The 15,514-nt window shown below is 64.5% G+C and carries 17 protein-coding genes and 1 other RNA gene; 6 read left to right on the top strand and 12 right to left on the bottom strand.

Annotation, left to right across the window (positions count from 1 at the left end):
* Nucleotides 1-45: 45 nt before the first annotated feature.
* The 4 genes from MFM001_RS13565 (at nucleotide 46) to MFM001_RS13550 (ending at nucleotide 2,854) form a co-directional block, all read left to right on the top strand.
* Nucleotides 46-741 (top strand): alpha/beta fold hydrolase, encoded by a 696-nt coding sequence (locus MFM001_RS13565; protein WP_202864142.1) that lies wholly within the window; start codon nucleotides 46-48, stop codon nucleotides 739-741.
* Nucleotides 738-1,499 (top strand): enoyl-CoA hydratase/isomerase family protein, encoded by a 762-nt coding sequence (locus MFM001_RS13560; protein WP_116375813.1) that lies wholly within the window; start codon nucleotides 738-740, stop codon nucleotides 1,497-1,499. Before MFM001_RS13565 ends, MFM001_RS13560 begins: the two co-directional genes overlap by 4 nt.
* Nucleotides 1,500-1,575: 76 nt before the next feature.
* The gene (locus tag MFM001_RS13555; protein WP_116376072.1) at nucleotides 1,576-2,199 is read left to right on the top strand and encodes an N-acetylmuramoyl-L-alanine amidase; all 624 of its coding nucleotides are present in this window, start codon (nucleotides 1,576-1,578) and stop codon (nucleotides 2,197-2,199) included.
* Nucleotides 2,200-2,272: 73 nt separating this feature from the next.
* Nucleotides 2,273-2,854, top strand: coding sequence for a dihydrofolate reductase family protein (locus MFM001_RS13550; protein ID WP_116375812.1), 582 nt, complete (start codon nucleotides 2,273-2,275; stop codon nucleotides 2,852-2,854).
* Between the two features lie 350 nt (nucleotides 2,855-3,204).
* On the opposite strand, the gene MFM001_RS13540 is transcribed toward MFM001_RS13550, so the two are convergent.
* The 3 genes from MFM001_RS13540 to MFM001_RS13530 form a co-directional block, all read right to left on the bottom strand.
* On the bottom strand, nucleotides 3,205-3,789 hold the full coding sequence (locus MFM001_RS13540) for a hypothetical protein (RefSeq protein ID WP_116375810.1): 585 nt from the start codon (nucleotides 3,787-3,789) through the stop codon (nucleotides 3,205-3,207).
* Nucleotides 3,790-3,803: 14 nt separating this feature from the next.
* Entirely contained in the window at nucleotides 3,804-4,865 is a 1,062-nt protein-coding gene (locus tag MFM001_RS13535; protein WP_116375809.1) for a hypothetical protein, read from the bottom strand.
* A 399-nt stretch (nucleotides 4,866-5,264) separates the two neighbouring features.
* Nucleotides 5,265-5,570, bottom strand: a complete 306-nt coding sequence (locus tag MFM001_RS13530) for a type VII secretion target (protein ID WP_160118012.1) — start codon at nucleotides 5,568-5,570, stop codon at nucleotides 5,265-5,267.
* Between the two features lie 291 nt (nucleotides 5,571-5,861).
* Here MFM001_RS13530 and MFM001_RS13525 point away from each other — a divergent pair, with 291 nt between their 5' ends.
* Nucleotides 5,862-7,172 (top strand): NAD(P)/FAD-dependent oxidoreductase, encoded by a 1,311-nt coding sequence (locus tag MFM001_RS13525; protein WP_116375807.1) that lies wholly within the window; start codon nucleotides 5,862-5,864, stop codon nucleotides 7,170-7,172.
* A 26-nt stretch (nucleotides 7,173-7,198) separates the two neighbouring features.
* On the opposite strand, the gene ssrA is transcribed toward MFM001_RS13525, so the two are convergent.
* The 9 genes from ssrA to prfB all read right to left on the bottom strand — a co-directional run bounded on the left by ssrA (nucleotide 7,199) and on the right by prfB (nucleotide 14,055).
* Nucleotides 7,199-7,567: a transfer-messenger RNA gene (gene ssrA, locus MFM001_RS13520) on the bottom strand.
* 159 nt (nucleotides 7,568-7,726) lie between these two features.
* Nucleotides 7,727-8,542, bottom strand: coding sequence for a maleylpyruvate isomerase family mycothiol-dependent enzyme (locus MFM001_RS13515; RefSeq protein WP_116375806.1), 816 nt, complete (start codon nucleotides 8,540-8,542; stop codon nucleotides 7,727-7,729).
* A gap of 22 nt (nucleotides 8,543-8,564) precedes the next feature.
* Entirely contained in the window at nucleotides 8,565-9,413 is an 849-nt protein-coding gene (locus MFM001_RS13510) for a DMT family transporter (protein ID WP_116375805.1), read from the bottom strand.
* A complete protein-coding gene (gene smpB / locus MFM001_RS13505) occupies nucleotides 9,410-9,904 on the bottom strand; it encodes an SsrA-binding protein SmpB (protein WP_116375804.1) in 495 nt (164 codons plus the stop codon). Before smpB ends, MFM001_RS13510 begins: the two co-directional genes overlap by 4 nt.
* 2 nt (nucleotides 9,905-9,906) lie before the next feature.
* Nucleotides 9,907-10,800, bottom strand: coding sequence for a permease-like cell division protein FtsX (gene ftsX, locus MFM001_RS13500; RefSeq protein WP_116375803.1), 894 nt, complete (start codon nucleotides 10,798-10,800; stop codon nucleotides 9,907-9,909).
* Nucleotides 10,801-11,490, bottom strand: a complete 690-nt coding sequence (ftsE, locus tag MFM001_RS13495) for a cell division ATP-binding protein FtsE (protein WP_062539500.1) — start codon at nucleotides 11,488-11,490, stop codon at nucleotides 10,801-10,803.
* 45 nt (nucleotides 11,491-11,535) lie between these two features.
* The gene (locus MFM001_RS13490) at nucleotides 11,536-12,006 is read right to left on the bottom strand and encodes a hypothetical protein (protein WP_116375802.1); all 471 of its coding nucleotides are present in this window, start codon (nucleotides 12,004-12,006) and stop codon (nucleotides 11,536-11,538) included.
* A complete protein-coding gene (locus MFM001_RS13485; protein WP_116375801.1) occupies nucleotides 12,003-12,959 on the bottom strand; it encodes a mechanosensitive ion channel family protein in 957 nt (318 codons plus the stop codon). Before MFM001_RS13485 ends, MFM001_RS13490 begins: the two co-directional genes overlap by 4 nt.
* Nucleotides 12,949-14,055: a peptide chain release factor 2 gene (gene prfB / locus MFM001_RS13480; RefSeq protein ID WP_116375800.1), complete on the bottom strand. Its 1,107-nt coding sequence runs from the start codon at nucleotides 14,053-14,055 to the stop codon at nucleotides 12,949-12,951. Before prfB ends, MFM001_RS13485 begins: the two co-directional genes overlap by 11 nt.
* A 69-nt stretch (nucleotides 14,056-14,124) precedes the next feature.
* Between prfB and MFM001_RS13475 the strand changes: the two genes are divergently transcribed.
* Entirely contained in the window at nucleotides 14,125-15,492 is a 1,368-nt protein-coding gene (locus MFM001_RS13475; protein ID WP_116375799.1) for an FAD-dependent oxidoreductase, read from the top strand.
* Nucleotides 15,493-15,514: the final 22 nt, after the last annotated feature.

The following is a 15,514-nucleotide window of genomic DNA, read 5'->3' as shown; positions in this document are numbered from 1 at the left end:
GGGGTCACGCTGGCTTTCAAGGTGCATAACCCGCAGGGTGCGGACGTGCCCATTTTGCTGACGCACGGTTTCGGCGCGACCGCCGGCATGTGGGACCCCAATGTCACTGCGTTGAGTGTCGACCGGCCGGTGATCGCGTGGGATCTGCGTGGCCACGGCGCCAGCGATGCACCCCAGGACATGGATCGCTACAGCGAGCAGATCAGCGTCGCCGACATGGCGGCCATCCTCGACGCTGCGGGCGCTGATCGGGCCGTGCTCGGCGGAATGTCGTTGGGCGGCTACTTATCCCTGGCTTTCCACCTCGTCCATCCCCAACGCGTGGCCGCACTGGTGTTGGTCGACACCGGACCGGGCTACCGCAACGACGAAGCCCGCGACAAGTGGAACGCCTGGGTAGAACGACGCGCCCAGCAACTCGAGCGAGGGGAAACACCGGCCGACCTGTCGGCGGAACTCAAGCAGGCGGTGCACGAGCATCCCGAGGGGCTACCTCGCGCCGCCCGCGGTGTGATGGCTCAAAAGGACGCTCGGGTCATAACCTCGCTTGACACCATCACGGTGCCAACGTTGGTGGTCGTCGGCGCCGACGACACCAACTTCCTGGCCAGCGCCGACTACATGCACCGCCGCATTCCCAATTCCCGCAAGGTCGTCATCGACGACGCGGGGCATGCGGCGAACATGGACCAGCCCGACGCGTTCAATGCCGCCGTGCGCGAACTACTGGACGAGCTATGACGCCAACGGATGTCACCGTCGAACGCTCCGGCCACGTGGCCGTGGTGGAGATACATCGGCCGCCGAACAACTACTTTGACACCACATTGATCAAGGGCATCGCCGACGCGTACGAGCAGCTCGACGACGACGTCGAATGCCGGGCAATTGTGTTGTGCGCGGAGGGAAAACACTTCTGCGCCGGCGCAGACTTCTCGCGGCCCGCCGAGGATCGCTTGTCACCGGGCGAGCTTTACGCTCAGGCCATCCGGTTGTTCCGTACCGCGAAACCCGTTGTCGCAGCGGTACACGGCGCCGCAATCGGCGGCGGACTCGGGCTTGCGCTCAGCGCAGACTTCCGGGTGGCTGCGCCCTCCTCGAAATTCGCGGCTAACTTCAGCCGGCTCGGGTTTCATCCCGGCTTTGGGATTACCGCCACGTTGCCACGTGTCGTCGGTCAGCAACGGGCACTTGAGTGGATGCTCACCGGTGAGCGTTTCGGCGGCGAAATCGCCTGCGGAGCACGGCTGGTCGATGAATTGGCCGCCGACGGTGATGTGCGTCCAGCGGCGATTCGGTTCGCCGAGCGCATCGCCGCGTCGGCTCCGCTGGCATTGGTGAGTATCCGTGCCACCATGCGCGCCGGACTCGCCGAGGCGGTTGCGGAGGCAACCGCACATGAGCTTGAAGAGCAAACCCGACTGCAGGCGACCGCCGACTTCCGCGAGGGTGTGGCGGCAGCAGCCGAGCGTCGATCTCCGATGTTCACCGGTCGCTGAAGGGATTTGAGGCATGGATGCGCCCGTCAACCGCCGCCGGTTGCTCCAGCTGGCAACCAGTGTCGGTTTGGCGTCGATGGTCAGCGCCTGCTCGAGTGAAGCCCGAGCTGCCACTTCGGCGCCCCTGCTGTGCCGGGACGCATGGGGCGCGCGACCTGCCCGACCCGGAGGCAAGCGTCACACCATCACCCGAATGACCCTCCACCACGAGGCCGTCGTCCTCGGCGACAACCGCAATGCCCCTGGCCGCCTCCGCCAGGACCAGCGATATCACCAAGACCAGCTGGGCTGGATCGATATCGCGTATCACGTCGGCGTCGACCGCAATGGCAACATCTATGAACTGCGAAGCACCGAGATCGCGGGCGACACTGCGACGGACTACGACACAACGGGCCACTTCCTGGTGCTCTGCCTTGGGGACTTCGATCGCGAGGTTGTGTCGGAGGCCCAACTTCACGGAGCCGCGTTGGCATTTGCGTGGGCCGCGCAGACCTTCGGCGTCGCGACCAACACGTTGGCCGGCCATCGTGACTTTGCCAAAACTTCTTGCCCTGGCGCGAATCTCTATACCCATCTCTCCTCCGGAGACCTCAAACGCCGCATCGACGATCTGCTTGCGGTCGGAAGAGTGGATCTCCAACGCTTTTGCGGGCCCGACGCTTCCGCGAGAGTCGCGGCTATCGAGGCGGGCAATTGACAAGGCGATGAGTTTCGCCACGGTTGCGAGTCTGTATCCCTGAAACGTCATCGACCGCACACAGGAGAGCAGCATGACCGCTACCTACACCTTCGACGTCTTTTCCAGCCTCGACGGCTTCGGCGGCGTCAGCGGCGGCAACTGGGGCGGCTACTGGGGCAAGCAAGGCCCCGAACTGCTCGACCGCCGCCTCAACCTATACGACGAGGCGCAGCGAATGGTCTTCGGCGCCAATACCTATCGCCTATTCGCGCAAATGCTGGCCGAGAGCAACGAGGAGTCCGAGGTGCGCGACCCGTGGGTCACGCGGATGAGGCACCTGCCGGCGACGGTCGTGTCGACCACCTTGGATGGACCTCTCGACTGGCCTGAGGCGACCGTCGTCAGCGGCGACGCCGTCGACGTCGTCGCCCGGCTGAAGGAGGAGTCGGAGGTGCCGTTGCGCTCGCATGGCAGCCTGTCGATGAACCGAGCGCTGATGGCCGCCGGCCTGGTCGAACGCGTCCAGGTGACGCTCTTTCCCGTGATCACCGGTCAGACCGGCGATGACCCGATCTTTCAGGGTGCGGCCGACTTCGATCTCGAGCTGATCGAGAGCCGAACACTCGACGGCAATATCCAGGAGCTCATCTACCGGCCCACCCTGCATACCTGATTCCACGCAGGAGGCCAAGCGGCTCAACGAATCTCGGCCCCCAGATACTGACCGCGTCGACGGCCACGCGACGGGCCAGGAAGCGCTGCCGGATGCGCCGTGTAGCCATTAGCACGAGCAGGTTAATTGTGAGCCTGCCCAGCGCTGCCCGACTCGTTCGCTTCTTCCAGCTTGGAGGCTTCGAGCCGGCGCGCCGGCCAACGTAGTAGCCGATGCACAGTGCGGATACAAGCGCGGAGATCGCCACAAGCGCTGTCATGAAGACGAGCGTCCTTCATTGTGGTCGCGGGAAAGTCACATGCGAGATACAGCTTGGCACGACGGGGGTGGACAGGGTGCCGCGAAGGAGGCTAGAACGCAACGCTCCCCGATGGCTTGAGCACAAACCCATGCTGTCCGCTGGTGGTGTCCAAGCAAGCGACAAGCCTGTCGGGTCCGACTGCACACGTAACGTTCTGATAGGACAATTTTTGTCCGACACCAAGCGGCTTACCGCCGTACGGCAGCGTCGGAGGATTGCCGTCGCACCCGGCGTAGGCGCTGCGATGAAATTGGTAGGCCGCTCCCGCAGCCTGCACTTCGCCGAGCACGCAGTCGCCGGGACGAGCGGGTACTCCGCCCGGCCACGGATAGCTGTCCATTCCCGGAAAGTCGCCATTGCAGTCGATGCCCTGGGACGGTGCAGTCACCGGCTGCTCCCCCCCATAGAAATTGCACACGATGTCGTAGGGCGTGGAGAAGTTCACCAGACGGGAAGTTCCCTCTCGTAGCTGCATGAAATAGCCGTCGTCCACCACAACAGGCGTGAAGCTGTTCAGGTCGGGGAACCCAGGTGGCAAAGCCGCGGCGTGCTGGGGGGAGCTCGCGCAGGACATGACCAGTGCCGCGGACACAACGGCAACGATCCGGGCAACCAGTCGAGCAGCAGCGGTCATCGGGTCCTCCTGGGTCAGGGCGTCACGGTGAACGTGGTGTCGTAAGTCTCTGGGTTGTACGGAAGCGGCTTGGGGTTAGTGAACGTGCTAACTCGCATGTCCACCACTACATGTCCGTGGCTATCGGTACTGAAGCCTGTGATCGTCGGGCCATAGGGAACCCCAATTTTGCCGGAGCTGTCAGGTATGGGCCCGAGAAGCTCCTTCGGCACAGCAGTGAGCAAACCTTCAGGAGTGCTGGCCACCGCGCCCTCGATAGGTCTGCCATCGGCGGCTCCGACCAGCATGTACCCGCCGTTGTTGGGCAGCGCAACGATCTGGCTCTCTCGGTTCCCGTTCATGGCACCGGAGAACGTCCCCTGCTGCTGCAAGGTGTTGCCCCACGCAGAGTTCTGATTGACCGGCGCGGACTCCCACATCGTTCGCGGTCCGCCGACGCCCTGGTTTCCAACAATGACCATGCGCCCGCTGTTCGGGTCGAACACGCCACTTGCCTGGGAGACACCGTGCAATGTGTAAAGAACCTGATTGGGATGGTCGAGGTCCACCACAACGGTGTCGTTGGTCGAGTATGACCCATTGGGTGTGCCATCCGGGTTGTTGTAGGGCACGATGCTGTAGAACCCGTAGCGCTTACCATCCGGACCTACCGCTGTGCCTGTCGGCAGGGGACGTTCAAGCGGATTTCCGTTCGCGTCGCGACGCACCGGCAACGGATTGGGTCCATCGAACTCGGGGATTCCATCATGCGCCGGCACGTGAATGCGGGGATAGTTGGAGCCGGGTTTCCCTGGCTCACTTACGCCGTCCCCGCCGAGCCGGATGCCGGTGCCCGGAATCGTCGCCCCCAGGTCGTCGTGTGTTTGTTCGGCGGGTCCGTTGACCCTGGCCTTGCCGTCGATGCTAGGTCCGTCTTTGCCGTCGCCGCCTTGTTTCCAGTCTTTGACAAGCTGGGCGCCGGGATCGCCGACCGACGCCGCGGTGCCCATCGCCTTGGCCAGTTCTGCATCCACCGTCTCGCCCTCGGCGAGCACGGCCGCGACCTTCGCCTCCACGTCGGCGGCCTTCGCTTCCACTTGCGCCGCCGCCTCGTCGGTCAGATAGCCCGTATTGGGGGGGGATTACCTCGTTGGTCGAGGGGTCGACCTTCACCGCGGGCGGCTGGTCGGCGTAATTCAGAACGGCTTTGACTTGATCGGACACCGCTTCGGCTTCTTCCTCGGCGCCCTTCATGCCGACGGCGGCTTGGGTTAGTGTCGCCGCCACATCCTCGTAGCGGACGGCGTTTGTCATTGCCGACGCCCGGGCCGCGTCGCCAGCTTGACCCGCCCAGTCCAAGTCAAAAGCGTGCTGCCGGTAGAACTCGGCAGACTTGGTGTAGTTCTGCGCGAGGCTGGTGGTCGACTTCGCCAGATCGCCGATCTCCGGTGCCCATTCCAGCAGCTCCTTCAGGGCCAGCGACACGGCTCACCACTTCAGAGTCCGGCGCCTGCGTCGTCGATGTGCCCCGCCGCGCCATCGTCGGTCGTTGTGTAGGCGCTCGCCGCCTGGCGGTGCTCATCGGCGAAGGCCGCGTGTTGCGCGGCGAACCGCGCGCCCGCGCTACGCCATGCCTCCACCATCCCCGCAAGAGCTGCGCCCGCAGCGCCTGAGCCCAGCTTTGCGCCCTCGGCTAACGACTCAGCCTCCTCGTGGCCGCTTCTGAACGCCCGGGCGTGGCCATCAATCCGGGAAGCCACCCGGTTCAGTTGGGTCGGATCGACCCGCAACGGCTCAGGCAACGGCACCTCCAAATAGCACACCGCTATGGAGGAATTCTAGGTCGAGAGTTAGGGGGTCCCGAACGCTAATTGAGGTGGTTGAGCTGCCGGGAATCGAAAGACGTATATAACGCGTCTGACCTGCGCATATCGAATATGGGTCAGCACAGCGTGACATGGCGAACATGAGTCAACAGGCGTTTTGTACTGGCCGCCGTCAGTACGCGTGTCCAACCATGCCGATTGCTCACCTGCTTATCGCCTCTACTCGCTACGATCCCCTTGTCCTTTGGTCGGCTGGAAGAAGTCGATATGAAGCGCGTGGTCATTGTCGGCAGCGGGCTGGCGGGTTTGAGCGCCGGCTACCGGTTACATGAGCAGGGCTGTCACGTCACGGTGTTTGAATCCTTGGGCCGTGTCGGCGGGCGGGTGCTGTCTGAGTCCGAAAACGGCTTCCTGTTCGATGTCGGTCCGACGATCGTTACCGACAACTACACCGAATATATGAAGCTCGTTCGCGACCTGGGCTTGTCGGACAAGTTGGTTGACTGCGCACCCGAGGTGGCTGTGGTGAAAGGCAGTGAGCTTCATATCCTCAATACGCGTAAGCCTCTTCGGTCATTTCTGACCACCAAGCTCTTGCCGCCTCTAGCGAAGCTGCAATTAATTGCGCGTGGGGTGCGGCTGATCAAACCACTCTATGGCATGAATCCTTACGACCTGACCAATCATGTTCAGTACGACACCGAGTCCATCGAGGCTTACATAGACCGAGTGTTTGGGCGCGAGCTCAACGATTTGATACTCGACGGCGTGACGCGCTCAATGGTGACCAGTTCTCCGGACGAGGCATCGGTGGTCGGATTTCTTGCCGGCGCGGTCACTGCGTCGGGGAAGATGCAGACCCTCAAGGGCGGGTTGCAGCTCGTCCCGACGAAGTTGGCTGAGAAGCTCGATATGCGTCTCAGCTCCCCGGTCACCAAAGTCCGGAATACCGATAGCGGAGTGGAAATTCATTACCAAAGCAACTCCGGTGGACCGGGGTGTGAACGTGCGGACGCATGCGTGATCGCCACGCCGCTCCGAGCCGCTGTCGAGATGTATAAGCCGTTGAAAGAGATTGGGGCTGATTTACTTTCAAGTTCGAAGGACTCTGGTTGCTGCTCGTTGCAGCTCATGTATTCCAGGCGCACCGAGAAAGAACCGTTCCTAGTGATGGTGCCCAAAGCCGCTTCTCTCGAGATCAGCACCTTATTTCTCGAACACATCAAAGCCCCCGACCGCGCCCCGGCGGGTACTAGCCTCATCACCGCCTTCTTTACCAATCAGCGGGATATTGACTTCACGACCTGGAGTGATGACCGTCTGACGGGCATCGCTCGGGAGCTGATCGAGCGGCTTTTCCCCGAGCTTCACGACCACTATTTGGGTACGCACCTCACGCGCTGGTCGTATGCGGCTAGCCAGGCCGATGTCGGTTATTACAAGGCTCTGCAAAGATTCCTCGACGATTATCCGGCCAATGCGCCAGTGCAGATGGCGGGTGACTATATGGCCTTACCGTCGCAGGAATCAGCGATTGCCGCCGGCAGCCGGGCCGCTACACGAATCCTCGCCGCCTAACCAAGCCTTTGTTTGTGCTGTTCAAGTGGTGGAGCTGCCGGGAATCGAACCCGGGTCCTACGGCATTCCCTCAAGGCTTCTCCGTGCGCAGTTCGCTGTGCCCTTACTCGGATCTCCCGGTCTCGCGAACTAGCCGGGACGGCGATCCCAGTCGCTGTTTGGTGTCCCGCTAGGCCCCGCGACCGAACCTAACGGTTGATCCCTCTAGCTGACGCCAGGATCCGGGTCGAGGGAGTTCCCGGTCTGACGGACTAGCTGTCGCTTAGGCAGCGAGAGCGTAGTCGCGCTGATGTGAATCGGCGCTTAATTGGTTGCAACGACGCTTACGGTGGTCTCTTGCCTGCACCGGCACGCTTCCCTTGATTCGATGCGCGAAGTCGAAACCGTTCAGCCCCATGTCTTCGAGCATCCCCGCCGACTTTCGGCAGGACAATCAATGGTACGCGATCTGCAACAACAGGCCACTCGATATTCATCCGCGCGCCCGTTGTGCGATTTCATACGAGACACGCCGAGGCAGGCGTATGAATCCGCACAGTCGCCGAGACAGCGGCTCAGATCACGTAGTTCAAGTGCTCGACGATCCGGGCACCGACCTCACGGTCACCCTCGAGCTCGACGGGAGCACCGGCCACCCGCCCGCCGGCCAGCCGGGTGAACGCCAACGCTTCGAGCCGAAGAGTCGCCGTCGGCTCCATCCCGCCGAAGTCGTCCACCACCCGTCCGCGCCCGTCGACCACAACGCGGATAACCCGCGCCAGCGGACCCGTCAGCTCGATCGCGACCCGCGAGCCGTCGGGCGCCCCGCCCAGCTTGCCGACGACGTAGCCCATGCTCGCCGCCATCTCGTCGAGCGCCAGCCGCGCCGCCGGCGACACCAGCTCCGCTTCGGACGCCGGCAGGCCCAACCCGTCGCGGATGTCGTGCTCGTGCATCCAGCAGTCGAAAACCCGCACCCGCATGAACCGCCCGTAGCTGTCGGCGCCCGCCGGCGTCGGCGTCACCGCCAGCCAGTCCTCCTCGGACATGTCGGTCAAATACTTGCGCCGATCCCCGGTCACTGCCAGGAATCGCTGATGCAGCTCGGCACCGGGCTCGCCGCTCAAAAAGCGCACCCAGCACTCGTTCGTCGCACCAAAGTCGTTGCGAATGTGCGCAAGCCCCGACACGTCGGCCTCCGGGGTGGGCGCCCCCGACAGCGCCGACTCGGTGCCGACAATGTGCGCAACGACGGCGTGCACATCCCAGCCCGGTAAGGGCGTCGGCGTCCGCCACTGTTCCTCCGACAGCCCGGCCAGCAGTCGGTCCAGCGCGTCCCACGAAGCGAACAGACCCGCCAGCACGTCGGACTTATCCAGTTGGGTGACCATGGCGCGCGATGTTAGACACCCGTCAAGCGGCGGTGATCATCGCGACCGCGACCATCGCCAGCACCATCCCGAGCCCCTGCCAGCGGGTCACCCGTTCTCGCAGCACCACCATCGCCAGCACGACGGTCGCGGCGGGATACAGCGAGATCAGCATGCTGGCCAGCGACAGCAGCCACGCATGCAGCGCCATCAGCATCGCGATGTTGGCGAACGTATCCAGCAGCGCCGCGGTCAGCGCCAGCCGAAGCGGCGTCTTGGTCGGCATCTGGAAATTCCCGGTCGCCGCCGCCACCGCGAACACCAGCACCGTCGCTGACGCGCGGGCGAAAAACAGCGGCCACAGCCGGCACTCCACCGGCGCCTGATGCAGCAGCACGAAGTCCAGCCCGAACGCCACCCCCGCGCCGACCGTCAACCACGCCACCCGGCGGGTGAACCGGTGGGTGCGGACGTCCTCGTCGTCGGGCGACTCCCGGCCGACCAAAAACACCGCGATCATCGCCAGCACGACACCGACCGACGCCGTCTCGCCCGGTCGTTCCCCGATCGCGACGCCGACCGCAATCGGCACGGCGGCGTTGAGCACCGCAGCCAGCGGTGAGACCACCGAGATGGGTCCGGAGCTCATCGCCGCGTAGAACCACCACACGCCGATCGCCTGGCTGATCCCGTACAGCGAACCCCACAGGATGGCGCCGGGGTGAATCGGACCGCCGGCATGAACCGCCAGCAGGCCAAGCATTACCGCGGCGACCGGGTACGACACCAGCATGACGCGCAGCGCAGCCACGCGCCGCGCGGCCACACCCCCAACGAAGTCGCTGACGCCGTAGCTGACCGCGGACAGCTGGGCGTACGCCGCGCCGATCAGTTCATCCCCCTGGCGCGCCGTCCCAGTGCACGCATCACCTCACGTTGCGCGTCACGCCGGGCCAAATCCTGACGTTTGTCGTGCGCCCTCTTCCCACGTGCCAAAGCGAGTTCTACCTTCACTTTTCCCTCGGAGAAATACAGCGACAACGGCACCAGCGCGAGGTTACCATCACGTATCTTGCCAATCAGACCATCGATTTGGCGCCTGTGGAGCAGCAGTTTGCGGGTACGACGCGGTTCATGGTTTGTCCAGGTCCCGTGGTGATATTCCGGAATATGCAGGTTGCGGAGCCAGACTTCGCCGTCGTCGACGGTGGCGTACGCGTCGACCAGCGACGCTTTTCCCTCCCGCAGGCTTTTTACCTCAGTACCGAGCAAAACCACCCCGGCCTCGAACACTTCCAGGATCGAATAATTGTGCCGCGCCTTGCGGTTGGTCGCGACGACATGCCTGGCTGGCTTAGCGGGCCCCCCTGGCTTCTTGGCCACCGTTACCGCCGCACGTACACGCGCAAGGTTGCATAGGCCGTCAGCCCCGCCATCGCCACGCCCACCAAGAACAGCCACGGCGAGATGTAGAGGATGTCGGCGTAGTCGATCCGGGCGATCAAATTCGCTTGGTAGAACTGGTTGAGCGCGTTCTCTAAGAACATCGCCCGCACCACGATCAGGCCGACGACGGCGATGATGACGCCGACCGTTGCCGCCACCATCGCCTCGACCAGGAACGGCAGCTGGGTGTACCAGCGGGTGGCGCCGACCAGTCGCATGATGCCGATCTCGGTGCGCCGGGTATAGGCCGCCACTTGAACCATGTTGGCGATCAACAGGATCGCCCCGATCGCCTGCACCAGCGCGACAGCAAACGCAGCGTTGGACAGACCGTCCAACACGGCGAACAGCCGGTCGATCAGATCCTTCTGGTTGAGCACGTTGAGCACCCCGGGCTGACCCTGCATGGCAGCGTCGAAATCCTTGTGCTGCTCCGGGTTTTCCAATTTGACGATGAACGACGCCGGAAACGAATCCTTGCCTGCCACGTCTTTGTATTGCGGAAACTTGCGGATCGCGTCGTTGTAGGCGTCCTCGCGGTTGAGGAATCGCACCGATTTGACGTCGTTGCGCGCCTCGATCTTTTCGCGCAGTGCCTTACACGGGGCGCTGTCGCACGTCGGGTCGTTGGCCGAGATGTCGTCGGTCAGAAAGACCTGCGTCTCCACCCGGTCGAGGTAGATGCTGCGGGAATTGTCGGCCAGCCGCACCACCAGCAGACCGCCGCCGAACAGACCGATCGAGATGGCGGTGGTCAGGATCATCGCGACGGTCATGGTGACGTTGCGACGAAGACCGGTCAGGACCTCGTTGAGCAGGAATGAGAAGCGCACTCAGCGGTCCATCCCGTAGACGCCGCGCTGCTCGTCGCGCACCAGCCGGCCCAGAGACAGCTCCACCACGCGCTGGCGCATCGAGTCGACGATGTGATGGTCGTGGGTGGCCATCAGCACGGTGGTTCCCGTGCGGTTGATCCGTTCCAGCAGGTCCATGATGTCCTGACTCGTGTCGGGGTCGAGGTTTCCGGTCGGCTCGTCGGCCAGCAGCACCAGCGGCCGGTTGACGAAGGCGCGCGCGATCGCCACCCGCTGCTGCTCGCCGCCGGACAGCTCCGCCGGCAGCCGATTGGCCTTACCGGACAAACCGACCATCTCCAGCACGTCGGGCACCACCCGGTTGATCGTCTCGGGCTTTTTGCCGATGACTTCCAAAGCGAAGGCGACGTTTTCGAACACCGTCTTCTGCTGCAGCAGCCGGAAATCCTGGAAGACGCAGCCGATCACCTGGCGCAGCTTCGGGATGTGGCGGCCGGGCAGCGTGTTGACGTGGAACTTGGACACTCGCACGTCACCGGTCGTGGGATTCTCGGCGCCCAGCAGCAGCCGCATGAACGTGGACTTGCCAGAGCCGGACGGTCCGATGAGGAAGACGAACTCACCCTTGTCGATCTTGACGTTGATGTTGTCGAGCGCTGGTCGCGCCGACGACTTGTACTGCTTGCTGACATGGTCGAGGGTGATCATCACGGCACGCCAGTGTAACCGTGAGTTTCGCTGAGGCCGACCACGCTACGGAATGGGCGGCGGCGCCGGAGCCGGCTCGGGGCCCGGCGGAGGCGGCGTCGACGACGACGTCGTCGTTCCCGGACCGAACGGCGGCGGCAGCACGGGCAGTTGGAACGGCGGCGGCGGTGTCGTGGTGGTCGTCGTGGTGGTCGGTGGCGTGGTGGTCGTTGTGGTCGTGGTGGTGGTCGGAGTCCACGTCCGGGTGGTCGGCGGCTGCTGCAGCCGGCTGCGCGGCACCCACGTGTAGTTCGGGTCGGGCACGTAGCCGGGCGGCACCACCTGGGTCGCGGGCACCTGGGTCGGGGTCGACGACTGAGTGTGCTTGTTGGAGTCGTAGACCCACCACACCGCCACGAATGCGATCACCAACACCACCGTGGACGTGCGCACATGGCCGCCCAACAAGTAGCCCGGCCAGCCGCGCTCGGCGTCCTGGCCGATCTTTTTCAACCGGTCGAGGGAAAAGAATTTCACTTGGTCGGTTCCTGGGTTTCTTGTTCGGCGCTGCTGGCGATCGCGCCGACGGTCGCCCGCGTCTCGGCGGCGGTGACGATGCCGGCGCGAGCCAGTGCCCGCACCACCAGCACGCGCAGCTCGCGACCCGCCTGGAACTGCTTGCCGGGCAGCGTGCGGGCCACCAACCGCAGCGTGACCGTGTCGACCTCGATGCTTTCCACGCCCATCACCGTGGGGGCGTCGAGCAGCAACTCGCCCAGCACCTCGTCGGCGCGGGCATGCTCACACTCTTGGCGCAGGACGTCGTTGACCAGGTTCAGGTCGGCGGTGGTGGACACCGGGATGTCGACGACGGCGCGCGCCCAGTCCTTGGACAGGTTCACCGACTTGACGATCTGGCCGTTGGGCACGGTGAACACTTCGCCGTCCGGCGAGCGCAACTTGGTCACCCGAAGCGTGACGTTTTCGACGGTGCCGGCGGCGTCCGTCGGCGATCCCAGAATGGTGAGCTCCACCAGATCGCCGAACCCGTACTGCTTTTCGGCGATGATGAAGAATCCGGACAGCAGGTCTTTGACCAACTGCTGGGCGCCGAAACCCAGCGCGGCCCCCACCACCGTCGCCGGCGCCACCAGACCCTTCACCGAAATGTTCAGGATGTCGGCCAGTTGAACGACCACCGCGATCGCGATCAGCACGACCGACACCCACGAGATCACCGACGCCACCGCCTGCCGGTGCTTGGTGGCCTCCGAACGCACCAGCGCGTCGCTCTCGGCGAAGCCCATGTCGAGGCGCTCGGTCACCTTTCGCGCCAGCCAATTGACGAACCGCGCCGCCAGCACCGCCCCGATCAGCAGCAAAACGATGCGCAGGCCGCTGGTGAGAATCCATTGGCGAATGTCGCCGCGCCAGATGTCATGCCACGGCTGGGCCGCCACTGTCGCGAAAAGCCTTGAATCAGTCGTCATCTCGCCTATTGCGCCACCGGATCCCCGCCTCCAGGAATCCGTCGATGTCCCCGTCCAGCACGGCCGTCGGATTACCCACCTCGTATTCGGTGCGCAGATCCTTGACCATCTGGTACGGGTGCAGTACGTAGGACCGCATCTGGTTACCCCAGGAGCTGCCGCCTTCACCCTTCAAGGCGTCGAGCTCAGCGCGTTCTTCTAAGCGCTTGCGCTCCAACAACTTTGCCTGAAGAACCCGCATCGCCGCCACCTTGTTCTGCAGCTGCGACTTTTCGTTCTGACAGGTGACCACGATGCCGGTCGGAATGTGGGTCAGCCGCACCGCCGAGTCGGTGGTGTTCACCGACTGCCCGCCGGGACCGCTGGAGCGGTACACGTCCACCCGCACGTCGCCTTCGGGAATGTCGATGTGGTCGGTGGTCTCCACCACCGGAAGCACCTCGACCTCGGCGAACGACGTCTGGCGTCGGCTCTGGTTGTCGAACGGGCTGATCCGCACCAGCCGGTGGGTGCCCTGTTCGACCGACAGCGTGCCGTAGGCGAACGGCGCATGCACCGCGAACGTCGCGCTTTTGATCCCGGCTTCCTCGGCGTAGGAGGTGTCGAACACTTCGACGGGATAGTTGTGCTGCTCGGCCCAGCGGATGTACATCCGCATCAGCATCTCGGCCCAGTCGGCGGCGTCCACCCCGCCGGCGCCGGAGCGGATGGTGACCAGCGCCTCGCGCTCGTCGTACTCACCCGACAGCAGGGTGCGGACCTCCATGGCCTCGATGTCGGCCCGCAGCGCCTTGAGCTCGGCGTCGGCCTCGGCCAGCTCTTCGGCACTGCCCTCCTCGGCGGCCAGCTCGTAGTGCACCGGCAGGTCGTCGAGGCGACGGCGCAGCTCCTCGACCCGCCGCAGCTCGCCCTGGGTATGGGACAGCTCGCTAGTCACCTTTTGCGCGCGGGACTGGTCGTCCCACAGGTGCGGGTCAGAGGCCTCGTGTTCGAGCTTCTCGATGCGACTGCGCAGACCCTCGACATCGAGCACCCGCTCCACGGTGGTCAGCGTGGAGTCAAGGGCGGCGATATCAGCCTGACGGTCGGGTTCCACAGCTGCTCACGTTACCGGCCTGGCGACCTTGGCAACCTACGCGGTAGTAGCCGTTTAGCATCGGGGTGTATGCGCCCTTACCACGTCGCGATCGTCGGCTCTGGCCCCTCCGGCTTCTTCGCCGCGGCCTCACTGTTGAAGGCCGCCGACTCGTCGGACCAGCTCGACGTCGCGGTGGACATGCTGGAGATGCTGCCCACGCCGTGGGGGCTGGTGCGCTCCGGCGTCGCGCCTGACCATCCGAAGATCAAGTCGATCAGCAAGCAGTTCGAGAAGACCGCCGACGACCCCCGCTTCCGGTTCTTCGGCAATGTGGTGGTGGGCGAGCACATCGAAGCCACCGAGCTCGCCGAGCAGTACGACGCGGTGATCTACGCCGTCGGCGCGCAGTCGGACCGGTCGCTGAACATTCCCGGCGAGGACCTGCCCGGCAGCATCGCCGCGGTCGACTTCGTGGGCTGGTACAACGCCCACCCGCACTTCGAGCAGATGACCCCCGACCTGTCCGGTGCGCGGGCCGTGGTCATCGGTAACGGCAACGTGGCCCTCGACGTCGCCCGCATTCTGGTGAGCGACCCCGACGAGCTGGCCCAGACCGATATCGCCGATCACGCGCTGGACTCGTTGCGCCCGTGTGGTGTCCAGGAAGTGGTGATCATCGGCCGGCGCGGTCCGCTGCAGACTGCGTTCACGACGCTGGAGTTGCGTGAGCTGGGCACTCTCGCGGCCCTCCAGGGAGTCGACGTGGTGGTCGATCCCGCGGATTTGGAAGGCATCAGCGACGACGACGCGGCCGCGGTCGGCAAGACGTGTAAGCAGAACATCGCGGTGCTGCGGGAGTATGCGAGCCGGGAGCCCCGCCCGGGTCACCGCCGACTCGTGTTCCGGTTTTTTACCTCTCCCATCGAGATCAAGGGCGAGGGCCGAGTCGAGCAGATCGTGCTGGGCCGCAACGAGCTTGTCAGCGACGACAGCGGACGGGTGGTGGCCAAGGACACCGGCGCGCGCGAGGAGCTGCCCGTGCAGCTGGTGGTGCGCTCGGTGGGCTACCGCGGTGTGCCGACACCGGGTCTGCCGTTCGACGAGCGCAGCGGAACGATTCCCAACACCGGCGGCCGGGTCGACGGCAGCCGCAACGAGTACGTCGTCGGCTGGATCAAGCGCGGCCCGACCGGGGTGATCGGCACCAACAAGAAGGACTCCCAGGACACCGTCGACACCCTGCTCGACGACCTGTCGCGGGCCAGCCTCGCCGATTTCGGGGCCGACCACGCCGACAAGCTCGCCGAGTGGCTGGCCTCCCGGCAGCCGAAACTCGTCACCGATGCGCACTGGAAGCTGATCGACGAGTACGAGCGCTCGGCCGGCGAGCCGCACGGCCGGCCGCGGGTCAAGCTGCCCAGCCTCTCGGAGCTGTTGCGTATCAGCCACGGCTGAGTTGCGCGAGCAGCTACCAGGG

Source organism: Mycobacterium sp. MFM001 (assembly GCF_003402475.1).
In the GTDB taxonomy this organism is placed as follows: domain Bacteria; phylum Actinomycetota; class Actinomycetes; order Mycobacteriales; family Mycobacteriaceae; genus Mycobacterium.
This window is presented reverse-complemented; position numbering and strand designations above follow the sequence as displayed.

What these genes read in the sequence shown, in the direction of transcription:
- MFM001_RS13485 (WP_116375801.1), bottom strand. Translation starts at nt 12,959, where the DNA reads ATGACGACTGATTCAAGGCTTTTCGCGACAGTGGCGGCCCAGCCGTGG.
- MFM001_RS13555 (WP_116376072.1), top strand. Translation starts at nt 1,576, where the DNA reads ATGGTCAGCGCCTGCTCGAGTGAAGCCCGAGCTGCCACTTCGGCGCCC.
- MFM001_RS13525 (WP_116375807.1), top strand. Translation starts at nt 5,862, where the DNA reads ATGAAGCGCGTGGTCATTGTCGGCAGCGGGCTGGCGGGTTTGAGCGCC.
- MFM001_RS13515 (WP_116375806.1), bottom strand. Translation starts at nt 8,542, where the DNA reads ATGGTCACCCAACTGGATAAGTCCGACGTGCTGGCGGGTCTGTTCGCT.
- MFM001_RS13560 (WP_116375813.1), top strand. Translation starts at nt 738, where the DNA reads ATGACGCCAACGGATGTCACCGTCGAACGCTCCGGCCACGTGGCCGTG.
- MFM001_RS13475 (WP_116375799.1), top strand. Translation starts at nt 14,125, where the DNA reads ATGCGCCCTTACCACGTCGCGATCGTCGGCTCTGGCCCCTCCGGCTTC.
- MFM001_RS13540 (WP_116375810.1), bottom strand. Translation starts at nt 3,789, where the DNA reads ATGACCGCTGCTGCTCGACTGGTTGCCCGGATCGTTGCCGTTGTGTCC.
- ftsE (WP_062539500.1), bottom strand. Translation starts at nt 11,490, where the DNA reads ATGATCACCCTCGACCATGTCAGCAAGCAGTACAAGTCGTCGGCGCGA.
- MFM001_RS13550 (WP_116375812.1), top strand. Translation starts at nt 2,273, where the DNA reads ATGACCGCTACCTACACCTTCGACGTCTTTTCCAGCCTCGACGGCTTC.